Consider the following 22,631-nt stretch of genomic DNA (forward strand, 5'->3'; position numbering starts at 1 on the left):
TTTTAAAAGCGGTTTAAAAACTATTTAAAGAAACCATCCGTTGTTCCGTGTATGACCAAACAGAATGGGAGATTCAACATTGCCTTCTTCATCTGTTACCAAAGGAATTTCAGGTGGCAGTGACATGATTCCGTCACGTAACTTGGCAAGTATAAGGTCAGCCCAGTCGTTCATGTCTGATAACGGGTTATTTCCCGTTTTCCGGGCTGCGTTCCGACTTACCGCACGGAAAGCGGTAATGCAGGATATTATCCGGATTAATAACCCCGTTCGTATTGGGGGAATACCGAATATCTTTTTCACGTCATAACGACCGCTTATATAGGCGGACACTTCACTGATGACAAGATCTTCAATCCCGTTCAAAACTTCCTCGTCTTTTTCGATACTTTCAACCAGCAACCGATTTTGTATGACGGTCGTCAGGTCATCCATGTTGATATACTTCATAGTTACCAAGTGTATTTACGTTTATATCTTCCCGCCTTCCACGGGCGTGTCGCGGGCTCGTCCTCTGGCTGTGGAGGATCAGTATATATTTCAAGTTTCCTCACAGCCTGTTCGTCAGCGTCCGGGCTGTCATCATGCTCTGTCATGCCCGGTTCAACAGCATACAACTGTTTCAAGCCGACAGTAATGTCCGGGCTTGCTTTCAGTTCCTCGTTGACATGCATCCGGGAATTCTGATAATATGGATGCATGCTTATCATACGAAGTATCTTGTTCGTTGTTTTAGGCGTCTGTACCGGAACAAGGTTCAACTCTACACCTGTCTCCGTCTCGGCTTCCCCTATGATACGCTTGACTTCGTCGTTCCAAAATTGGGACTCGTACTGCCAAAAGCAAATAATGTCCTTTGCTCTGAATTCAGCCTGCTTCATGCACATCCATTGTACGCAGAGTTTCATCTTTGACTGCTTTACGAATCCGTCTATCAGCCAAAAATCATTTTTATGCCGTCCCCAAATCTTACATGCGTTAAAGTCACTCGTATCTGTCCCGGCATACGCAATGTCCCAATGTGCCACGATCGCATTCATCGTGTGAAGGTCAGGGAGCTTTCCCCACTTCACCATTTCGGGCTTGAATATTTTACCCTTGACAAGCGGTACGTGGTTATATTCCGCATGTGCCGCGAGAATACCCATGTCCTTTTCCTGTTGACGATAGAACTGGGGGGAATACATCGATTTCCACGCTGGTTCATACGTTACCGGATCATAAGCCTTCACCAGATGCCAGTCCCAGTCGGGATGCCGTTGTTTGAGAATCGTCTGTACCATCCGGGATGCAAAACGGTTGTTAGCACCTATCAGACGTCTGCGCTTTCCCGTCATGGTTGCCAGCACGTCCGCTTCGATCCAGTCCGCATAATCATCCTGCATCCGGTTGTTTTTGATGGTCTGCGGTGTCTCCAAGTCGTCAATTATCCACAGGTCAGGACGGTGTGCGCCTTTACGAAGCCCGCGAACCTTCTGCTTCGCACCGAACGCCTTGCAAATAAAGCCGTTCATCGTTACGAAGTTTCCCTTTTCCCAATATCCCGGATTATACTGCTCGCCAAAGTCGTGTTTCAAAAGTTCGTTTGCCTCGAATTCCGCACGTAAATCTTCCAGCAGGTCACAAGCGCGGTCAAATGTGTCGGAAACGATACACATATAATGCGTCTCGCCATTGATCCATAACCATAGGGGAATGATCACATCGTTCCATACCGATTTTGCAAGTCCGCGTCCCCATTCGGCATATCCTTTATAAATTGGATCGTTCATCACCCTATTGGCATGAGCGATCTGAAAGTCCGCACAGTCTGCGGTCGCATAATGGGGAAGATAGGTTTCGACAAGATACTTGACATCCCGCTTCGCACGCTGTATGCGGTTCATCCGAACTGTCAGCGATTCGTCCGGATCAATCAGGTTGCCCGTGCACCGCGCACGTTTTAACTTCTCCTGATACTCCTTGAGGGCTTTGCTATCTTCGACTTTCATTATCCCAACATTTTTGCGGCTTCATAAAGGTGGTTCTCCTGAAAGTCCAGTGTTTTAAAATAAAGGTCTGCATCGTACACCTTCATCGCATCAAATATCCGGCTCATGACATCAATGTAAATAGCGAGCGTAATCCGGTTCTTTTTGTCCACCTCTTTGAGCTGGTTCCCCCATTGCGCTACACTGTTGTCAAGTGTAGCCGCCTGTTTCCGTAGTTCGAGCACCTTGTCGCTATCACCTTCCGCAATGGCTTCGTCAATCATGCGCAGCAGCTCCAGTTTTTGGTCTGCAAGAATGTTGATAATCTGTTTTAGGTTGTCACCCTGTTTTTGTGACGAAATAACAGATGCCTGACGTTCTTTTTTCCAAAGTGCGTCATTCTCATTAATCCAGCTTGAAACAGACCTTTCCGACACGTTTATGCGTGTGGAAATCTCCTTGCACGTCATTCCTTCACGTACATAAAGGTCGTGCGCTTCCTTCTTCAATTTACGGTAGTACTCTTTACTTGGCATATCGCTTCCTTTCGTTTACTGGGGCAAAGGTCATATTTCATCATCACCTGTGGAAAATGGCTTTTCATGTTGGAACGTATTCTTTCCAAGTTGGAAAAAATACGTCCTTGTTAACACTGTTTTTTTTCCAACTTGAAAACGCTTTTTCCGTACCCGCCTTTCCTTTTCCAATTTTGCAGCATGAATTTTAAATATCGCGAAAATGAATCTGACTGCAACAGCGGAAAACGGACGTGCCCGGATCGAACTCAAAGGCACAATATCAAAATGGAGGGAAACGGAAGCTGAATTCACTTCCAAAGTTGAGGAACTGATCAAATCAGGGATCAAGGACGTGCACATCTATATCAACAGTCCGGGTGGTGAATGCTTCGAAGCCAACGAAATCGTGAACGTGATCAAGAAGTTTCCCGGCAAAATTACGGGTGAAGGCGGTGCACTGGTAGCCAGTGCGGCAACCTACATCGCTATCAACTGTACATCGTTCTCCATGCCTGCCAACGGGCTTTTCATGATCCATCAGGTCAGCGGAGGGGCATGCGGGAGAGTCGCTGATATTGAATCGACTCTGGAGGTCATGCGCAAACTGAATGAGCACTATCTGAATGCCTTTCTTTCAAAGTGCACAGACAAGAAAAAAATCCGGGATGCCTGGGAGAAGGGAGACTACTGGATGAGCGCGCAGGAAGCGAAGGAAAACGGCTTTGTGACGGAAGTTACAGGCAAGGCAAAGGTCGATAAGGCTACGGCACAAATGATTACCAATTGCGGCTACACAGGTGAAATTGAGATTACTGACTCTATTAATAACGAAAAATCAAAAAATGACATGGATTTAACAATGTTGACTACCCGCTTCGGAATGGACGCAAGTACCACGGAAGCACAATTCATTGCACAGGTAGACGTGTGGAAACGTAAGGCAGACCGCGTCGACATGCTCGAAAGACAGGAGGAGGCACGCAAGGAACAGGAAATCGAAAACATCCTAAACAGTGCGATCAAGGAAAAAAGAATCACAGCCGACGTGCGTGATGACTGGAAAGCGAACCTGACCAGCAATTTCGATACCGCAAAGAAGCTGCTCGACGCCATCAAACCCGTGGAAATGCCGGAAGTTCATGCTCCCAGTCTGACGGATACCACAAACAAGAAATTCGAAGACTTTCAAAACGATCCGGAAGCCTTGAAAAACCTTATGGAAAAGAATCCGGCTGAATACGAACGTCTTTTGAACGACTACGTGAAACGTGACGGAAAATAAAATACTAACCATTTAAAAAAAAGAATATGGCACAACCAGTAGACGGTCTTTATTTGAACAAGTACGTCGATCCCCAACTGTTGATCGAACGTCGCAATTACAGGGCGGACTTCATGCAAGTTTTAGGCTCTGTTCCTGCCGGAGCTTTGGCTGCGGACGGTGTACGCAGAAACAAACTGATTAACAATGTCGGCTTTCGCGTAAATAACACGGAAGATTTCGAGCCGAAGCAAATGACCGGAAAGAATTATATCGTACCGTGGGAAATCTACGATACGGAACCCAGTTCCTGTACGGATGACGAAATCCGTTATCTCGCTTTTGACAAGCGCGCTGCTATCCGTGTGAAGCACAATGAAGCCTTTCAAGTCGGTATCCGCAACCATGTGTTGCACAAACTGGCTCCGGAGGATGATTCAAACGAAGAAATGCCTGTTATCCGGACAACGGGTGAGAAAGATATTAACGGTCGTTTGAGACTGTCTTATAAGGATCTGGTCGATTTTGCAACGCTCGCAAAAACATGGAACCTTCCCGTTACCGATGCCTTGTACATAGTACTTTCCCCACTGCATATGGGTGACTTGTTGCTGGATAAGGATGCGTCCAAGTACTTCTATGACCGTAATTTCTACCTTGATCCGGTAACCGGAAAACCGAAAGGCTTCATGGGCATCAAGTTCTTTGAGAATAACGACTGCCCGTTTTATAATGCGGAAACAGCAAAGAAGGTGGCGGAAGGCACAAAACCGTCTGCCGAAACGGACTTTCAGGCAAGCACTTTCTTCTATGCTCCGAATACGTATTACCACATCGAATCCGTAAAATCCCTGTATCGTCCGGAAACGACCGATACACGCAGCAAGAGTCCTACATCCGAATACCGTACCCAAACTTACGGTATTGTAGACCGTATCGAAGATTTTGGTGTTGGTGCAATTTTATCAGGTAAATCCGTATAACGAATTATTTTATGGGAAATTTTACAGGAGTAATCATCAACAAAGCAAATGGCGGGCTGGTACGGGATACCGATACCAGTGACCGCGTCATTCTGCTCGTAGTCGGTGGTTCGGAGATCGGAAAACTTGAATATTACAAGCCGGAAGCCCTGAACGATATCACCGATTTGGAAGCGTTGGGATGGGACGCTGACATCGACCTTGAAAACAAGGAACTGGTGCATTACCATACCAGCGAAGTCTTCCGCCTGTCTCCGGAACGTTCACTGTATTTTATGCTGGTTCCGAAGTCTGAAAAGGTGTCAAGCCTGCTGACGAAGGAAGACTTTGTTAATGCGGTACGTACCATCAACGGAGTAAACACCATCGGTATCTGCTCACTGACTGCGGACGAAACAATTACCGTAGCCGTACAAGAGGCACAGAAGATGGTCAATAAATTCAGGGAAGACCACCTGTATATCGATGCGGTGATATTGGAAGGTGTCGGCAAGTATATCAATGCCATTGCCGACGCTGTCGACCTCCGGCAGTTGGATGCTGAAAACGTCTCTGTCGTGATTGCACAAGACCCGGCATGGGCGGCAAAGGACGAAGCATACCGGACACACGCTGCCGTGGGCAGTGCACTCGGAATGCTGTCTGTCCGCTACGTACATGAAAATATGGGCAGCGTTGATATTGAAAACCACCCACGGACGGCAAAAGGGACAAAGGACTATCCATTGACTGACAAACTGAACGGGCTTTGGCTGGATGCAGCTTTGAGCAATGGCAAACCCTTCTCACAGTTGAGCGTATCCGACCAGAAAAAACTGACTGACAAAGGATATAACTTCGTCGGCAGCTTTCAAGGGTATGCCGGGTTCTTTTTCAGCAATTCATGTACTTGTACGAAAGCGGGCAGCGACTATGCATATATTGAATATAACGCTGTCTGGAACAAGGCGGCACGAATCATCCGCAATACCTTGTTGCCACGTGTAAGAGGCAAAGTGAAGGCTGACCCGTCAACCGGATACATCAGCAACACCACTATCAGCAGTTGGGACGCGCTTGTCAAATCCGCGCTGGAAAGCATGGTCAATTCGGAGGATATCGCGGACTTCGACATTTACATCAATCCAAAACAAATGGCTGTCAGCGACAAGCCTTTCAATATCAAGGTAAAACTTGTTGCAGACGGTATTGTCCATGAGTTTGAGATTGACTTGGGTTTCACAAATAAAATCTGAAAATATGTCATTGTTAGGAACATTAATCAACAAGTTCGGAAAAATAGCCGGATGGAACAGCGTCAAGGTCGTTATGCTCGGTCGTCAGGTAGAGGGCATCACAGCCCTTTCCTACAAGGATAGCAAAGAGAAAGAAAACATCTACGGTGCTGGAGAATTTCCTGTCGGTCGCGGTGAGGGGAATTACAAGGCTGAAGCGTCGATCACCCTTCTGAAAGAAGAGGTGAATGCCTTGCAGTTAGCACTCGGTGCGGGGAAGCGTCTTACGGATATTGAACCGTTTGATATTCCGGTCATGTATGAGTATAAAGGACTTGTCATGAAAGACGTGATCCGGAACGTCGAATTTATGGACAATGGTGTCGACGTTAAACAGGGTGATAAAAGTATTGCCACACAATTCACCCTTCTTCCCAGCCATATCGACTGGAATGTGGCAATGTAGTTTAATAACCGTTTAAAAGACTTTTAAAATGGAAGTAGAAGAAAAGAAAATCAAGACAGGGAAACCTTACGAGGAACTGACAAAGGAGGAAAAAGCTTTGATAGTTGATTTCACAGAAGAAGAACATGCAGGAATGAAACTGAAATACGGGAAACGCCTGAAGCATGTCACCGTACAAGTGGACGAGGATGAACGCTACGACTACCTGATTGTCCGTCCGAATAAAAATATCCTGCTGGCTATGGCAAAGAAAAAGGATGATCTTGAAGAAGCAAATGACATCCTGATCCGGAACTGCGTGGCGGCAGGCAATATGGAGGCGTTGGAAGATTCCGCTGTCTATACTTCAGTCCTGACCGCCATCGGACAACTGATCGCCGGACAGGCGGCTTTTATCAGCAAAGCATAGAGGAATATTCATCAGCGTTCGGTCTTGTCGAGGGAATAGATGCCATCCTGAAAAAAGTATATGGCTTTGACATCCCGGACAAACTGGACGAAGATGAATGGCTCCGGCTCTATGCCGAATACCGCATGTTGCGGAAAACGGAGCTGGAAGAAATTGAAATAGTAATGCACAACGCATTCGCTAAAGTTGTAAACCGATTATTCTCAAAAGACAATGCAAGTGACTCAATGGATATTGGAACTGGTTGACAGGATCACGTCTCCGCTACACGCAGCAACCGATGCAGCCGAAGAAGCTACACGGGTGATTGATGACACGGAAGAAGTGGTTGAACGTCTTGGGGAGACATCGGGAAAAGCAGCCGGAAAACTGGAAGGGTTGGGAAAAGGAATGTTCTTTCTCAACCAGCTGAAAGAAGGTGTCGACAATATCCGTGATTCCTTTAATGATGCCATCGAACCGGGTATCCGGTTTGAAACCGCTGTTGCCGAAATGTCCGGTATCACCAACATGGAGGGGAAGGAACTGGACGTTCTCGCCACCAAAGCCCGTAACACGGCAAAAGCGTTCGGTACCGATGCGGCAGACGCTATGGTCGTTTATAAGGACTTGCTTTCAAAGATTACTCCGGAACTGAAAAAAGCACCGGACGCGCTTGAAATCATGTCGAACAATGTAATGACACTTAGCAAGACGATGTCAAATGATGTTCCCGGAGCATCAGCCGCCATGTCCACCGCAATGAACCAATACAAGGTTTCCCTTGATGATCCGATGAAAGCCGCACAAACTATGACGGATTATATGAACATCATGGCGGCAGGAACTGTCGAAGGTTCTGCCGAAATCAGGGAGGTCGCGGAAGCATTGAAACAAACGGGTAATGTTGCAAAAACATTCGGGGTTGAATTTGCCGAAACAAACTCCCTGATCCAGTTGCTTGACAAATCTGGGAAAAAGGGTTCTGAAGGCGGTATCGCTTTGCGTAACACGATAGTCAAATTACAGGCTCCGACTACGGACGCGATCAAACAACTGAAAGCTGCAGGGGTCAATATAAAAACGATGCAAGACCAGTCCCTTTCACTGACCGACCGACTGCGTGCCCTGACTCCGGTCATGCATAACGCCACAATCATGTCCGCGTTGTTCGGAAGTGAAAACCTTGCTTCAACGATGGCTTTGATTGAGGGTGTAGACCAAATTGACACATGGACGGAAGCGATACAGGGTTCTACTTCTGCGGTCGACATTGCAAATAAACAAATGGATACTTATGCCGAAAAGCAGAAACGTATGCAAGCGTTTATTGACGACCTGAAAATCAGTTTCTTTGAATTTGTGGAACCTATCGCCCCTGCCATTGAAGTTGTAGGAATCTTTGTAGGCGCGCTTGTCACGCTTGGAACTGTCGCATGGTCTATTTCGCAGATCATGTCACTTGGAATAACAAAGATTGCCGGAGTATGGATTGCGTCGATGGCTAAGATGGCATTGTCTACAATCATTAATAGTCGGCTAATTTCCGTCGCTATCATGGGCATCCCTGTCATCGGCTGGATTATCGCAATCATAACGGCTGTCATCGCTTTCGTGGCTTTCCTTTATAATAAGTTTGAAGGAGTCCGTGTGTTCCTGTTTGGATTGTGGGAAGTCCTTAAAACTGGCTTTCTTTCCTTTTTCAAGACGATTCATACCATCCAAATGGGAATCATTGAAATCCTGAATCCGGTTAACTGGTTCAGAGATGACTGGAGTATCAACGACGTATTTGAACGGGTAAAGAAAGAAGTGTTTGACAACGCTGTGGCAATCGGTCGGGCATGGGAAGAAGGCAAGGAAAAAGGACGTGAAAGTTGGCGTAACAAAGACAAAGTCCCCGGACTTGACAAGTTCCAACTGGACACCGCACCAGCGGCAGTCAACAAACCGACCACTGTAACCGCAACCGGAGGAACTTCCGGGAAGGATGTGGGTCTTGGCGGAAAAGGCGGAAGCAGCGTAAGGAATATCACTATGAATGTGACATTCAACAATCATTTCAGGGTTGCGGCAGGTGCGAACATGCGCGATGTTGCGGATAAGGTCAAACGGGAAATATTAGCGGTGATAACCGATACAGTACCAGCAATAGGATAAAGTTATGACAGGAAATACAGCGTTAAATATTGGTGCATTGTTCACGGAAGTTTTCGGAATCTCATCCCCGATTTATCTTCCGTGGGGAAGAACCCTGCAGGATTATGATCCGGGGAAATACACCGGGGTGACAACCATCCCGGATGCCGAAGCCGAAGCGTACAGCTGGATGGGGACTCCGGTCATCGGGACGTTTACCCTTGACGGTAACAAGCAATACAGTACCTATAATCCGGACGGATCACGCGGAACGATGAATATGGCTAGCTTTCCGATGCCGTATGCAACGATTGTAGACTTTTCACGTTCAATGAACTGCTCAAAGACGAAGGTATTGGGCGTTCACGGAACTGTAAAGGAGGTCTACGGGCTCGACGACTGGAAAATCAATATTCGGGGATTTTGCATAGCAGACAAGAACCGGGAAGGTTATAAGACGGTTGCCGAACAAGTGAACGCACTTTGCAAGTTCCGTAAAGTGACGGAAGCGGTCGGAGTTACGGGAAGCATCTTCAACAACAAGGAAATTTACTCCATTGTCATTGATAACATTTCGTTCAACCCGATTCAGGGAAACAGCAGCGTAGTCCCGTTCACGATAGAAGCAACGAGTGATAACCCTTATGAACTGACACTATGAGTTATATGATGTGCAGCCGGATCACATTCCCGGCAAACATGAAACGCGGGGAACTGGTCATCTATACGGTTTCATCGGTTCACATTGAAAGTTCATGGAAGATGCTGACGGACTCCGCTGAAATAGTCCTTCCGAGACGTATCAGATACTTTGCGGGAAAAGACCTGAAGGAACTGCTGTCTGCCGGGGATCAGGTGAAGATTGAACTCGGATATGATTCCGACCTGTACACGGAATTTGAAGGATATATATCGCTGATCGGCTGGGGTGTTCCCGTGACGATCCGGTGCGAAGACGAAATGTATAACCTAAAAAGAAAAACAGTGTCCTATTCCGCAAAAAATGTCACACTGAAGAAACTGCTTGCAGACGTCGCCAAAGGCTATGAGGTAAAAACCAACTATGACGCGGAACTGGGTGCGGTGCGGTATTCGTCCAAGACAGTCGCGGAAATTCTGAACGACATCCGGAAGAAAACCAACCTTCACTGCTATTTCATCGGCAAAACCCTGTATTGCGGAAATGTGTATTCCGAAAAGGTCGATACCGAAAAGGTAAAAATCGTACTGGAAAGAAACGCTGTCAGCCAGGACTTGAACGAAACCAACGGTGAATTTCAGGTCAAGGTAGTCAGCATCGGGGCTGGTGGCAAGAAACTGGAAGCAAAAGCCGGAACGGAAGGAAGCGAGGTTTATAACCTTACTTACAATGAGAAGGGAAAGTCCATCAAGGTCGAAGACCTGAAGAAGTTCGCCAAAGATTTCTACGAAAGCCTAAAAAAGCAGAAGTATCGCGGGGGTGTCGAACTGTTCGGAATACCTGTCGTACATCATGGTATGACGGTTGATCTGAAAAGTGAGGTGACACCGGAAATGAACGGATACTATTATGTTGAGAAAGTGACAAAGGATTTCAGTGACGATGCTACATACAGGCAAAAATTAGAGTTGGGAGGACGCGCGGAATGACAACGGACGAACAGTTACGTGATGCGCTTGAAAAATGGCGCGAAGGGGTTAGACAGGCACAACTGCGCTGGGTAACGGTTGACACGGTTGATAAGGACAACGGGACAATGGACGTGACCGGAGTCATTGATCGGCTTGAATATTATGACGTCCAGTTGGGAATGGGGGCATTATGCATCTATCCGAAACCGGGAACGACTTGTCTGGTCGGAATCGTCGAGGGACAGGAGACTGACGCCTTCCTGATTTCCGCAAATGAAGTGGACGAAATAGTGCTGAATGGCGGGACGTTGGGCGGACTGGTAAAAGTCGGGGAGCTGACGGAACGGCTGAACCTGATTGAAAAGGACATCAATTCATTGAAACAGAGATTGTCCGGTTGGACGCCCGTACCGAACGACGGGGGATCGGCTTTGAAAACGGCATTGTCCTCCTACACATCAGAATCACTGAAAGAGACACAGGTCGGGGATATTGAAAACGAAAAGGTGAAGCAATGAAGGGACTATTACTTGACAAGGACGGTGACATCCGGATTGTTCCCCATACGGGAAAAGACGGGCTGACCGGATTCGTGGTCGGTGACACGCTGATTCAGAATGCGGCAACCGTGCTGGAACTGAATCAGGGAGAGTTGAAAGAAGACCCGGTGCTGGGCGCGAACCTGATCCGGTATATACGGTCAAAGGCTGATAAAACAGCCATTGAGAAACAAATGAAAATCCACCTGAAACGAGCAGGCATTGACTATTCGGAACTGGTGGACAAAATAAATATTGAAATTACTAACGATTAAAATTAACGAAAATGAAAGCAAGTAACGATTTGATTAAAAAGTTCGGAGTGGACAAAATCATTCACGGACTGATTGGGATGCTCATTTTAGCCGTATGCGTAGTAGCATCCGTTTTCCTGTTTGGAGTGAGTTTCCTTAGTGTATTGGGCGGCATGGTATTGGGAACTGTCGTGGCATATCTAGCCGGAAAATGGAAAGAGTCAAAAGACGATGTCCCGGACACGGCAGACATCCGGGCTACCATGCGGGGCGCATACCTTGCAGTTAGCATAATTCTATTGATATGGAGTGCAATATGGATTATTAAACTATTATTCTAACATGGAAATATTTGATAACTTCAATGGCATATCAACCCTGTTAATCATCGGTTTATTTGAATGTATAGTGACATCAATCGCAATGGGGTGGGATTTTGCATCAGGATGGCATAAAGCGAAACTGCGTAAAGAAAAACGTAATTCGTACGGCATGAAAAGAACTGTTAGTAAGTTTATTCTGTATTTCGGAAGCTTGACTATTGCTCTATGTTTAGACTCAACCTTCTATGTTTGCCATTTTTTTGAATTTGTACATCTTCCTGTTTTGAAATGCCTTCCCGTCTTTTGTTCCGTCGTAACCGCATTTCTGCTGGCAGTGGAATTCCGTAGCATTTGGGAGAAAGCGGAAGATAAAACAAAACGGTCGGCTGAAGATGTAGTAAACATTTTACAGTCAGCATTAACAAAACAGCAGATGCTGGATATTATCAAAAAAACATTAGATAAAGAAACAGAAAATAAGGAGGAAAAGAAAGATGAATAAACCTACATACATTATCATCCATTGTTCCGCAACACGCGAGGACAAGGATTTCACAGAGAAACAAATCAACGATTCACATGTAGCCCGTGGCTTCGGTAAATGGGGATACCACTATTATATCCGGAAAGACGGTCGCGTGATCCCCATGCGGGCGGAAAACGAAGTCGGAGCACATGACAACTTTATCGTTCCCGGTACGAATACCAGTTATAACCGATGTTCAATCGGTATCTGCTATGAGGGGGGACTGGATAAAAACGGTAAGGCAAAGGATACCCGGACAGACGCACAGAAGAAAGCCATGCGCGAGCTCGTTCAGGACATCTGTCATCGCCACGACATTATTGATATCCTCGGACATCGCGATACCAGCCCGGACAAAAACGGGAACGGCATCGTCGAAAAATGCGAGTGGATGAAAGAATGTCCCTGCTTCGACGTAAAGAGTGAATTTACCTCATTTTTACCACCTGTAATCGTTCGACCGTAATGAAAAAGATACTCGTTTTTTTATTCTCAATCGTGGTGTTATCTGTCTGTTCCTGTCGTTCGTCAAAAATTGACACGACCGTCCATCAGGATAACACGGAACAGAAACAGACGGAACAGGAAGAAGTTTCTACAGACAAAGCGCAGGTCGACGTAAACAAGAACGTTGAGCGAATTATCGAGATGATGCAGCAAATGGAATTCAACTGGCAGAAGACGAACTATTCGCCACCGGATAGCACAGGGAAACAATACCCGACCTCTACGGAAACAGCGACAGGAACGTCAACCAAGCAGGAGAAAGAAACATATAACGAACAGTTACAGGTGCAAATACAAGAAATTCAGGAAACCCTGCTGACATTGAAGGAACAATTAGAGAAACAGGAGAAGAATGATACAAAGATCGTTGAAAAGGTCGCGTACATTCCTCCGTGGGCAAAAGCCGTAATAGCAGCCTTTTTTATTGCATTTGTATTTTTTATTTATAAAAATGTAAGATGAAAACAGTAGTACAAGCCGGACAAACCCTGCTGGATATAGCCGTGCAGGAATATGGTACAATTGAAGCGGTATTTATGCTTGCAAAGGCAAACGATATGAGCATAACAGACTCCCTTCAAGCCGGACAGCAAATCGAAATACCGGAGAAGGTGTATAACAGTGAACTAGCTGATTACTGCCGGAGGAACTCCGTTTGCCCGGCTACTTCTGAAACCGCGTCGAATGCAATACGATTGAGAATTTTCACTGAACAATTTACCGAACAATTTAAGTAATGGCTAGAACAATCGCAGAAATAAAGAAAGAAATGACGGATGCCTATATGTCTAACAGCATTATCCGGGACATATATGGTATCACAGGTGATGCCGACTTTGATTCGGTGTTTTCTCCCGTGTCAATAGAAAGCACCCTGTTCTACATTTTTGCGGCAACAGCGCACGTCATAGAGCAAATGTTTGACCAGTTCAAGACGGACGTAGAGGAACGAATTGACGCTAATATCATACCGACGGTGCGCTGGTATCATAGCAGTGCGCTGGCTTTTCAGTATGGTGATCCGCTGGTCTATGATCTGGAAAAATACCAGTTCCGGTATTCCGCTATCGACGAAGCCAAACAGCTTGTCAAGTATGTGGCGGTCAAAGATCGCGGGGGAAGTATTCAGATACTCGTGTCCGGAGACGAAGGCGGGCTTCCATGTCCTTTGACCGGGGACGTTCTAACGGCATTTAAAAGCTATATGAATTCGATTAAGATTGCCGGGGTGATTCTCTCTATTCAATCAATGAAAGCGGATGACATCCGTATCAACGCCACCATAGAAGTCGACCCGATGGTTATCAATGCTTCCGGTGTCCGCCTGACGGATGGCAGCAAGCCAGTACTTGCCGCCATCAACGATTATCTGAAAGGCATCGAGTATGGAGGTAAATTCAATAAGACAAAACTTGTTGACGCGATACAGAAGGTTGAAGGAGTACTGGATATCGAACTTGGAGAATGTGCCGCAAAAGCGGCATCCGCTACGGAATATAACGTAATTAAAAATAATAACTATACGGCTGTAGCCGGGTGCTTCATCCTGAACAGCCTTGAAACTTCTCTGACTTATGTGGTATGATTTTGACATTATCAAATACGCGCAGTATGTGCTTCGTCCATCATTAAGGAAAAGGAAGATATTTGCAATTATATCCATCTTCCTTCTCCCTTTAATCTTCATTTACACCCTGTTTAAAAGTTACCGTAAACAGGCTATTGACAAGCTGAATATAAACGGTCAGGTGATATATATCGAGAAAGTTCTAAACGACAGGTTTTTCTTAAAAAACAGGGAAATATACATCACCGATATTGCGGGAAAGGAGTCGTACCTGTATCACCGTAGGGAAGAGCAAATACCGTCCTATCTGCATAAACGGAGCGAAGGGGCGGAAATAAAATATATCCAGCAGCGCGGTGAAGGAAACTATTCAGGGAATTACATGGTGAACATACCGTCGTTCCTGTCAGCGTATGAGGGTGAAATTAAAAATTTGATAGACTATTATAAACCAGCCGGACGAACCTACGTCCTTAAAATATACGAATATGAATAAACTGTTATTTAAAGAAGGCGGGCAGCCATTTTATTTGGATGATTTGGACTTTATGCAAAGCGCATTTGCGGACACTGTGAAAGGAATAGTCAGTACATACGGCAATGTCATTCTTTCCGGGTGTAATGTGCCGCCTCCTATCGCTATTGCCGGACATCCGACGACTTATAGCTGGGAAGAAGGTTATATAGCCATTAACGGGGAAGTTTACAGGGTGGAGGAAGGCAGTTTTCAAGGTGGCTTGAACGCTAACCTATACTGGAAAGTGGTCAGCACGGAAGGTCAAAAGGAAATATATGAAAATACATCCGAAAACAATGTGTATCAATACCGAAAAGTGGAACTCACTGATACGGTTACCTCGTCGGATATTTATGTGTCTGCTTCTTCGGTAAAAAGCATGAATGATTACCTGATGATTTATGAAGAAAAAGAGATTCGTACCAAAGTAAGTGGTGGCATCCCTGAAGATAGTCTTTCGGTCTCTTTTAAAGTGTTCAAAAGCAATCAGGGTTTTGATATCGTTAAAATTAATTTTAGGGCTTTGAAGGCTTTTTCGGGTGCTTCTTCACCGTGGGTATATTATGACTATTATGAAGCAGACCGCAAACCTCAAATTGTTGTAAGGAATGACAATTTTGCCGCAATTCATACTTTCCAACTTGTAAATGGGGCAGCATATATATATGACATATCCAAACAGGAAGCTATAAGAGACTTTCCCGAAGGTTTTTCCTATCAGGTTCAATTTTTAGTAAAGAAGTAATATAATGGCAACAATATACGAATTAAAAGACGGGCACAGGAACTTTCTGCAAAGAAAGATTCCTTATCCATATCACCTGACGAGGTGGGCGGTTTGATTGATGAGACACTGGATGTCATCAATGAAGCGGAAAAGAATCAGGTGGGACTGGGTATCCGCAATACATATACGACCGTTGCGAAGATGAACGCGGACAGTACTTCCCCAGCTGGCTCTGACGGAAAGCCGTTGAAATTCGGTCAAATTGTGACGGTATATGATGAGAGTCACCCCGATGCAGCCGATAATGGCAACATCTACGCCTTTCAAAATCCGGGCTGGAAACTTGTCAGCACGACAGGTAACCTTTCCGTATACGCAAAAAAAGAAGATGTAGAGACGGCAAAGAAAACGGCAGATGCTGCACAAAAGAAAGCAGATGAAGCCGCAGAATCCGCAAAAAAAGCGAATGAGGATATCGGAAGATTGTCCGATAACGTCGGTACGGAAGAAGCATCGGAAAGCGAAGACGGGACAGTATGGGGTAAACTTAAAAGCCTTTCCGACGATGCCAACAGTACATCACAGGACGTGTCTTCTTTAATGGTAGATTTCGTACATCACTCTACGGAACGCTTCGACGAAATCGCAACAGACTCTTCCATCGTGCTGGAGCAGTCCAGTGCAACCGCTGAAGGCGGTAAGATTGTGTTTATTGCCAGTAAGGGTAAATTTGCCTATTTCGTAGATAACAAATATTATCCAAGTTGGAAAGGTGTTGATAACTATATGAACACCGACCGGACACACCCGCACGAGAATAAAATATACTTGTTCGGCAATAAATCATACATCTACTATGCCGGAACATTACTTTCTGCCGACTCCGACGCGATGCAGCTAGCTGCGTCCGCGGACTTGTCGGCAAAAGCGGCAAAGAAATTGGCTGAAGGTGCACAGACTACCGCGTCTTCCGGCTTGTCGCTGGCGTATAAAGCCCTGTCCGTTATCAATGTCAACGAAATCTGTGGCGGCTCTGTCTATTCCTTGCCCGCAGCTATTGCCGCAATAACGGAAAGGGAGGATGTGGATAATATAACTTACCGCAAACCGGGTATAGTATTAACCTATAAAGTTGCTGATGGTGAATGGGAGTCAAAGCAGTTTGCCGGATCATCCCTTGAAGGTTTTGCCACAGAAACGAACTGGACGGACTTCGGTGGTGCTGGTGGTGACATGACGGGCAAAGGCGCGGTGCTACTGGTCGATGAAATTGCACCACTATCAAGCGGATATTATATTCTTCAAACAGCTATCAATGCCTTGACAGCTTACGAGACAGCGAATGAAACGGAATGTATCAAGCCCGGTGTGGTTATTATCTACCGTACCGGAAAGGAAACATTTGAATCCAAACAGTTGTGCGCGTCCCGTGCCGATTATAATGACTTGGCAGCATGGACTGACTTCGGTTCTACTGCCGGAGGAACTGTCGATACTGATTCCGAAATTATCAAGGACAGCACTAATCCGGTAGCAGGCGGTGCTATTTATGATGCCATGCCCGTTGACGTGGATGGAGAACAGGCAGAAGACGGGACGGTGCGTGTATATATGAAAAATGCGGAAGGAATGCCGCTAGGCGACGGTTTCACCTTTGCAGTCGGAACTGGTGGCGGTGGGGACGTTGCCGGGACAATCGTGTACATCTATCCGCAAAAGACCTCCTTGTATGCCGCACTCGGAACTGACGACCTGACAATCAGGCTTGCGATCATGTCGCGTACCGGATCGGGTGAGATGGTTTCATACAACAACATCGAAACCCTGCAACTGAAAGACAAGTCAACAGGTGAAACGCTTGAAACTTTCAACGTGAACCGGGAAAGTTCCTCGTCAGATACGGACTACACTTTCACGATTCCCGTTAAAAGCTATTTTAGTGAAGCGATGAACCGCAAGTTCGTGGTCGTTGCTACCGATGACGGGGGAAATACCGCACAGAAGACAATCAGCGTCACGGCTGTAAACCTGAAACTTTCGCGCGTATGGGCTTTGTACAAAACATTGCAGGAAGGTTCGGGACTCGTCACCATGACGGACGTGTTCAAACTGTCCTCTGCCAATAAGTCAACCGTTACGGCTCATATCAAAACAGGTGACGAATGGAAGCTGATCTCACAGACCAGCGTGGCTTCTACACGCTCACAGGACTTGCAAATCAACGTTTCGTCTTTGGGACTGAAACATGGTGCATATACTATCAAAGTCGTCGCACAGGACGTGGAATCGGGCGTATGGTCGAACTACCAGTTCTTTGACGTGATGATCGTCAACCCGTCCAGCCTTATGCCTGTTGTCGCGCTGGCACATTCGGAAGACACGGAAACAGCATGGGCTGCTAAACAGTACGCAAACCTCAATATCGAAGTGGCGTGCTATGATCCCGGTCATGTCGCTACCGATGCTCATGTTGAAATACACAAGGTCGCAAAAGTTACCAATACCTCTACCGGAGACAATAGTGAAACCGATACGGTGATGACTACCGTATCAGTAGGACGTAACAGTACATTCAACCTGTCCACCCGTGTTGACGGCTTTTCGATTGCGGACAATATCAGGAACGTGTTGGGTATTTACGGAAAATGCGGGGCTGGAGAAAGCAATACGATTGAGTACTCCGTTAACAGTTCCGTCATTGACATCAACGGTGATTCCAGTTATATGATTTATTTCAATCCGGCAGACAAGGACAATTCGGATCAGGACAAGTCATGGCTGTACGGACTTTACGAAATGAAGCAGAACGGGTTCAACTATTCCACGAATGCCTTTGTCATCGATAAGACCGAAGGAAAGGCGTTCAAGGTTTCGGATGATGCTACCGCATTGTGTACTTATCGTCCCTATAACCGTACCAACATTGAGCAGACCGGATCGACTACCATTATCAAAATAAAGACGCAGAACGCTGCCGATCCTGATGCGAACGTCGTGTCATGTTGGGACGAAGCAAACCAAATCGGATGGCGTATCACTTCAAAATGTGTGTACTTTAAAGCACTCGGAACTGAACTTATCGAACGGTATTTCAAACCGGGTGACATCTACGAGTTTGCCTTCGTCATTGAAAAGGCAAATGCGGAAGAGGACGGCAAAGGCTATATCAAGCTATATTGCGACGGGGACTTGATTGGCGCATCCAAGTATACGGCAGGACAAAGCGCGATCAAGCACTCCGAACAAATCAGCTTCTCCGGAACAGCCGGGGAACTGTACATGTACCGTTTGCTTTCATGGGAAAAGGAAATGGCTGACGAACAAATCAACGACGAGTTTGTAATCGGGAAGTCCGACACGGACGAAATGATCGCTTTGAACAAAAAGAATGACATCCTTACCGACAACAAAATCGACCTGAACAAAGCACTTGAAATGTGCGACTGTCTGGTGGAAATGCCACATGGGGACTATAAACTTGAAACGCTTGATAACGTAACGGATACGTCCACCAAGATATATACAGACCTGTACCTGTTCTGTAAGGACAAAGGCATGAGCCTTATTTTCGAGAATGTGGAAACGACCAATCAGGGTACGACATCCGCTTTCTATCCGACCTATAAGAACAGGAAATACAAGCTGAAAAAGGCAACCATCCGCGCAATGTATCCGGAACTTGCTCCGCAGGCTTTGCTCGACGCAATCGCAAACAAAAAAATCATTCTACGTGGCAAAAGTATTCCGTTCGACAAAGTCTGCCTGAAGGTCAACTATGCATCACCCGACAAGGTGAACACCCCGATTTCCCGTATCAATAACGATATGCAGAAGGCTTTGGGCGAGGAATACATGACACCAGCGCAAAACGCGTATTATGCGGATGAAAACAACACGCTGGACTTGCGTACCTCTATTGATGGTAACAGTGTGCTTGTCTTCAAGTCGGATACCGGGAATATAAACGATGCTTATTTTTGGTGTCGTGGTGACTGGAACATTGACAAGGGTAACCCACCGACTTTCGGCTTCAAGGACGTTCCCGGATACAATGCTGACTGTTTAAGTTATGGCGACTTCACCGACCTTCCGGACGTGACGGAATCCTATTTCATGTCCCATACTGGCGACTATGATCAGGATACGATCTACATGCTTACCAAATCGACGGACGCTTCGTACAAGTTCATGGAATATGTCGACGGGGCATGGAAGAACACAACCGGGACAATCTCTTTTAACGGTAAAAAAACGGTCGTTACCGGGCGTGTCCTGAACCCGGTTGAATGTGTTGAAATGCTCGATTATGAAGGAATGTGCATCTTCGATGACATCGATAACTTCATGACTATGCAATCGACGCACAGCAAGTGGGTGAAAGGCTTGTACGGTGGGGAATTGTCAACGGAAAGCCTTGTCCCGAAATGGACGATGTTCTTTGAATTCCGTACACCGGATGATGATGACATGAGTCTTGCCTACGCGCTTGGAAAGAAGACACCGTACCGCTGGAAACAGTTTTGTGAATGGGTGTATTCATGTAATCCGAAGAACCGTATGGCAGGCGGCAAAATCAGCATCAACGGTGTACAGGTCAGCGACACGATTGAAAACCGATACCGGAAACTGGTTGAGGAAATGGACAAGTATTGCAGCGTGGCTTCTTTCCGCGCGTACTTGGTTCGTATCCTGTATCATTCAGGCGTCGACCAGTTGTCAAAGAACAGTATGTGGGCTTTGTATTTGTGCCCGGATGGTGTCTATCGCTGGTATATGAATCATGACTACGACTCGGACAGTACGAACGGAAAGAATAACTCCGGTATTTTCAAACTTCCCTATAATGTGATGCTCGATAGCGTCATGGAAGGGGAAAACGTGTTTGCCGGACGTATGAGTGTCGTATGGCAAGGCATGTGGCGTTATGATCAGGTCGGACTTGCAGCGACCGCAGAAAAAATCCGTACATCGCGCCTTCCGGGTGGCGAGTCTGCCTTCTCCTATGAAGCCGTATTACGTGAATCGGAAGAAAAAGACCACCTGATGATACCCGCAATCGTTGCCTGCCGTGACTCGGTAGCGAAGTATATCACCAATCCGGGCGGTCAGGCATTCAACGTAATTTCCGGTATGGGTATCCCTTACCGACATTACTACGTGTCTGCCCGTTATGATTTCCTTGATGCGTACTTCGGTGTCAGCACGATCCTGAAGGCAAATAACATGTGCATGTTCCGCGCTATCGGTGAGAACATCAATATCGAAGTGACCGCAAGCGAACAGTGGAAATTGTGGGCGGGATTCAACACGCCTGCTGCACAACAGGGGGCATGGGCGGAAGAAGACGGTTCAAAGGTGACATTCCATTTCGACGGCTCAAACTCATCGAGCGCGATCTATATCATCGGTGCATCGAAGATCAAGTCTTTGGGTGATTTGAGTACTGTCAACATCGACGGTACACAGGCAAAGGACTTCACTACGCTGATCCGTGTCGAGGAACTGGTATTCGGTAGCAAGCGCGAAGGATACGCTAACAATAGCGTCACAGACCTTCCACTTGGTGAAAAACCGTATATGAGACTCCTGAACGTCGAGAACTTCAAAAAGCTGGTGTCCCTTGACCTGACCGGGGCAACACGCCTTTTGCGCCTGTTGGCATACGGCAGTTCCTTGCAGATCGTCAACTTTGTGGGTGGCTGTCCGGTTCAATATGCGGAACTTCCGACCACCATGACACAGTTCAAGTTGATGAACCTCGATAAGTTGAGCTATAAGGGGCTGAATGCGGACACAGGCATCGTTGTTGAATCCATGCCGAACATCACCACACTGCGCGTGGAAAACTGCCCGCTTATCGACGTTGTAAAAATGATCCGCGATATAATCGATTCGCAGGAAGGTAATGTCGTATTCCGCCATATCCGTATCACCAACCGTGATTTCATCGGGAACGGTTCGGAAGTGTTGGAAATCCTGCAGCTCGGTATCGGGGGACTGGATGAAAACGGTAATCAGGTAGAGAAGCCCGTACTTACCGGGAACTATCTGCTGGATGAAGTTATCGAGAACTCGGATATAGAAGCGATCCGGAACGGCTTCGAAGGTCTGACAGTCAGCACTATAATCGACGCTTATATCAAGATCATCGACTGGTTTAATGCGGAAGCATACGGTGGAGAACCTTATTATCCCGAAGTCACACTGGATAATGTGGGTGAAATCATAGACTATTATAATGGTGAAACCTATGAAGAATACCTTCAACGGTTTGCGGAAGAAAATATGGATATTAACGATATAGTAAACAGCAAATAACATGAGTACAAAAGAACAGAGCGCAACCCTGCTGCGCCTCAATAAACAGGAACAGGTAAAAGCCCTGCAGGCGGTAGGCTTTGCCGACATTACGGAGAACTCGCGTGCCAGCGAGTTCCCGAACCGGATAAAGTGGGCTGCCGGATTGCTGGACATGCGGGTGGCATGTAACCGGATTTCCGATAATTCCAAATGGTATTTTACCCGTGAGGAATGGAACTCGTTGACCCCTGCCAACAAGTTGAAGTTTATCCGTCGTGGTTTGTGTATCCGGGCGCATTCGCAGTCCTTTGTCATCGCTGCACAGGAATGTTATGCAGGGGACTTGTCCTCCAGTTTCTATTGGGGCGGTCTTGGTAAAACGATCGACGGGCTTTCCGCAAAGATGCTGGGCAAAATGTACACCTGCTTCACCGGGAAAGAGGATACACACCTGATCCTTGATGCCCTGAAAGGAACAAACTCGAACGGTGTGGAAGGCGCACCCGCTGCGGAAGCTGCCGTAGCCTATAAAGCCTTCACGCTTGATGGCGACGGTCTGGAAGATGATACAGAATGGTTCTTGCCTTCTTCCGGACAGATGATGATCATGTATCGATACCGTGACCAAATCAATGAAATGCTGCGTGCATTTTGGAGCAGTGACAGCATGCTGTTGACGGACAAATACTATTGGACGAGCACGTACTATGATACGACAAATGCATGGACGTGTAATTTGAATACCGGACACATGACCGTACAGAATAAAAATACAAGCCTGTTGCATGTAAGGGCAACGGCAGAAGATTAACCCATTAAAA

Annotated in this window: 23 protein-coding genes; 20 read left to right on the forward strand and 3 right to left on the reverse strand. The window is 46.4% G+C overall.

What is annotated here, in order from left to right; genetic code table 11:
- Nucleotides 1-24: 24 nt before the first annotated feature.
- From HMPREF9007_RS05255 to HMPREF9007_RS05245, 3 genes are read right to left on the reverse strand one after another with little or no spacing between them, the layout of a single operon-like run.
- Nucleotides 25-450, reverse strand: a complete 426-nt coding sequence (locus HMPREF9007_RS05255; RefSeq protein ID WP_004303265.1) for a hypothetical protein — start codon at nucleotides 448-450, stop codon at nucleotides 25-27.
- 2 nt (nucleotides 451-452) lie between these two features.
- Entirely contained in the window at nucleotides 453-1,991 is a 1,539-nt protein-coding gene (locus HMPREF9007_RS05250; protein WP_004303264.1) for a hypothetical protein, read from the reverse strand.
- Complete coding sequence (locus tag HMPREF9007_RS05245; protein ID WP_004303263.1) at nucleotides 1,991-2,506, reverse strand: DUF1804 family protein; 516 nt, start codon at nucleotides 2,504-2,506, stop codon at nucleotides 1,991-1,993. The genes HMPREF9007_RS05250 and HMPREF9007_RS05245 overlap by 1 nt, the downstream gene beginning before the upstream one ends.
- A gap of 202 nt (nucleotides 2,507-2,708) precedes the next feature.
- Between HMPREF9007_RS05245 and HMPREF9007_RS05240 the strand changes: the two genes are divergently transcribed.
- From HMPREF9007_RS05240 to HMPREF9007_RS05145, 20 genes are all read left to right on the forward strand, one after another.
- The gene (locus HMPREF9007_RS05240) at nucleotides 2,709-3,770 is read left to right on the forward strand and encodes a Clp protease ClpP (RefSeq protein ID WP_004303262.1); all 1,062 of its coding nucleotides are present in this window, start codon (nucleotides 2,709-2,711) and stop codon (nucleotides 3,768-3,770) included.
- Between the two features lie 26 nt (nucleotides 3,771-3,796).
- On the forward strand, nucleotides 3,797-4,732 hold the full coding sequence (locus HMPREF9007_RS05235) for a hypothetical protein (RefSeq protein WP_004303261.1): 936 nt from the start codon (nucleotides 3,797-3,799) through the stop codon (nucleotides 4,730-4,732).
- An 11-nt stretch (nucleotides 4,733-4,743) separates the two neighbouring features.
- The gene (locus tag HMPREF9007_RS05230) at nucleotides 4,744-5,967 is read left to right on the forward strand and encodes a DUF2586 family protein (protein WP_004303260.1); all 1,224 of its coding nucleotides are present in this window, start codon (nucleotides 4,744-4,746) and stop codon (nucleotides 5,965-5,967) included.
- 4 nt (nucleotides 5,968-5,971) lie between these two features.
- Complete coding sequence (locus tag HMPREF9007_RS05225) at nucleotides 5,972-6,412, forward strand: hypothetical protein (RefSeq protein WP_004303259.1); 441 nt, start codon at nucleotides 5,972-5,974, stop codon at nucleotides 6,410-6,412.
- Between the two features lie 28 nt (nucleotides 6,413-6,440).
- Nucleotides 6,441-6,821: a hypothetical protein gene (locus HMPREF9007_RS05220; RefSeq protein WP_004303258.1), complete on the forward strand. Its 381-nt coding sequence runs from the start codon at nucleotides 6,441-6,443 to the stop codon at nucleotides 6,819-6,821.
- Nucleotides 6,822-7,034: 213 nt separating this feature from the next.
- Nucleotides 7,035-8,960: a phage tail tape measure protein gene (locus HMPREF9007_RS05215; protein ID WP_004303257.1), complete on the forward strand. Its 1,926-nt coding sequence runs from the start codon at nucleotides 7,035-7,037 to the stop codon at nucleotides 8,958-8,960.
- Nucleotides 8,961-8,964: 4 nt separating this feature from the next.
- Nucleotides 8,965-9,600 carry a DUF6046 domain-containing protein gene (locus HMPREF9007_RS05210; protein ID WP_004303256.1) on the forward strand — a complete coding sequence of 212 codons (636 nt, stop codon included), beginning with the start codon at nucleotides 8,965-8,967 and terminating at the stop codon, nucleotides 9,598-9,600.
- Entirely contained in the window at nucleotides 9,597-10,568 is a 972-nt protein-coding gene (locus tag HMPREF9007_RS05205; RefSeq protein ID WP_004303255.1) for a hypothetical protein, read from the forward strand. Before HMPREF9007_RS05210 ends, HMPREF9007_RS05205 begins: the two co-directional genes overlap by 4 nt.
- Complete coding sequence (locus HMPREF9007_RS05200) at nucleotides 10,565-11,068, forward strand: hypothetical protein (RefSeq protein ID WP_004303254.1); 504 nt, start codon at nucleotides 10,565-10,567, stop codon at nucleotides 11,066-11,068. Before HMPREF9007_RS05205 ends, HMPREF9007_RS05200 begins: the two co-directional genes overlap by 4 nt.
- Nucleotides 11,065-11,364, forward strand: coding sequence for a hypothetical protein (locus HMPREF9007_RS05195; RefSeq protein WP_004303253.1), 300 nt, complete (start codon nucleotides 11,065-11,067; stop codon nucleotides 11,362-11,364). The genes HMPREF9007_RS05200 and HMPREF9007_RS05195 overlap by 4 nt, the downstream gene beginning before the upstream one ends.
- Nucleotides 11,365-11,375: 11 nt before the next feature.
- A complete protein-coding gene (locus tag HMPREF9007_RS05190) occupies nucleotides 11,376-11,684 on the forward strand; it encodes a hypothetical protein (protein WP_004303252.1) in 309 nt (102 codons plus the stop codon).
- 1 nt (nucleotide 11,685) lies between these two features.
- On the forward strand, nucleotides 11,686-12,168 hold the full coding sequence (locus tag HMPREF9007_RS05185; RefSeq protein ID WP_004303251.1) for a phage holin family protein: 483 nt from the start codon (nucleotides 11,686-11,688) through the stop codon (nucleotides 12,166-12,168).
- On the forward strand, nucleotides 12,161-12,658 hold the full coding sequence (locus HMPREF9007_RS05180; RefSeq protein WP_004303250.1) for an N-acetylmuramoyl-L-alanine amidase: 498 nt from the start codon (nucleotides 12,161-12,163) through the stop codon (nucleotides 12,656-12,658). Before HMPREF9007_RS05185 ends, HMPREF9007_RS05180 begins: the two co-directional genes overlap by 8 nt.
- A complete protein-coding gene (locus HMPREF9007_RS05175; protein WP_004303249.1) occupies nucleotides 12,658-13,161 on the forward strand; it encodes a hypothetical protein in 504 nt (167 codons plus the stop codon). Before HMPREF9007_RS05180 ends, HMPREF9007_RS05175 begins: the two co-directional genes overlap by 1 nt.
- Nucleotides 13,158-13,436: a LysM domain-containing protein gene (locus HMPREF9007_RS05170; RefSeq protein WP_004303248.1), complete on the forward strand. Its 279-nt coding sequence runs from the start codon at nucleotides 13,158-13,160 to the stop codon at nucleotides 13,434-13,436. The genes HMPREF9007_RS05175 and HMPREF9007_RS05170 overlap by 4 nt, the downstream gene beginning before the upstream one ends.
- On the forward strand, nucleotides 13,436-14,284 hold the full coding sequence (locus tag HMPREF9007_RS05165) for a hypothetical protein (RefSeq protein ID WP_004303247.1): 849 nt from the start codon (nucleotides 13,436-13,438) through the stop codon (nucleotides 14,282-14,284). The genes HMPREF9007_RS05170 and HMPREF9007_RS05165 overlap by 1 nt, the downstream gene beginning before the upstream one ends.
- Nucleotides 14,274-14,762 (forward strand): hypothetical protein, encoded by a 489-nt coding sequence (locus tag HMPREF9007_RS05160; RefSeq protein ID WP_004303246.1) that lies wholly within the window; start codon nucleotides 14,274-14,276, stop codon nucleotides 14,760-14,762. The genes HMPREF9007_RS05165 and HMPREF9007_RS05160 overlap by 11 nt, the downstream gene beginning before the upstream one ends.
- A complete protein-coding gene (locus HMPREF9007_RS05155; protein WP_004303245.1) occupies nucleotides 14,755-15,528 on the forward strand; it encodes a hypothetical protein in 774 nt (257 codons plus the stop codon). The genes HMPREF9007_RS05160 and HMPREF9007_RS05155 overlap by 8 nt, the downstream gene beginning before the upstream one ends.
- Nucleotides 15,529-15,612: 84 nt before the next feature.
- On the forward strand, nucleotides 15,613-21,828 hold the full coding sequence (locus HMPREF9007_RS05150; RefSeq protein WP_008763008.1) for a hypothetical protein: 6,216 nt from the start codon (nucleotides 15,613-15,615) through the stop codon (nucleotides 21,826-21,828).
- A gap of 1 nt (nucleotide 21,829) precedes the next feature.
- Nucleotides 21,830-22,621 (forward strand): hypothetical protein, encoded by a 792-nt coding sequence (locus tag HMPREF9007_RS05145; protein WP_004303243.1) that lies wholly within the window; start codon nucleotides 21,830-21,832, stop codon nucleotides 22,619-22,621.
- The last annotated feature ends 10 nt before the right edge of the window (nucleotides 22,622-22,631 follow it).

It is taken from the genome of Bacteroides sp. 1_1_14, from assembly GCF_000162515.1.
Taxonomy (GTDB): Bacteria; Bacteroidota; Bacteroidia; order Bacteroidales; family Bacteroidaceae; genus Bacteroides; species Bacteroides thetaiotaomicron.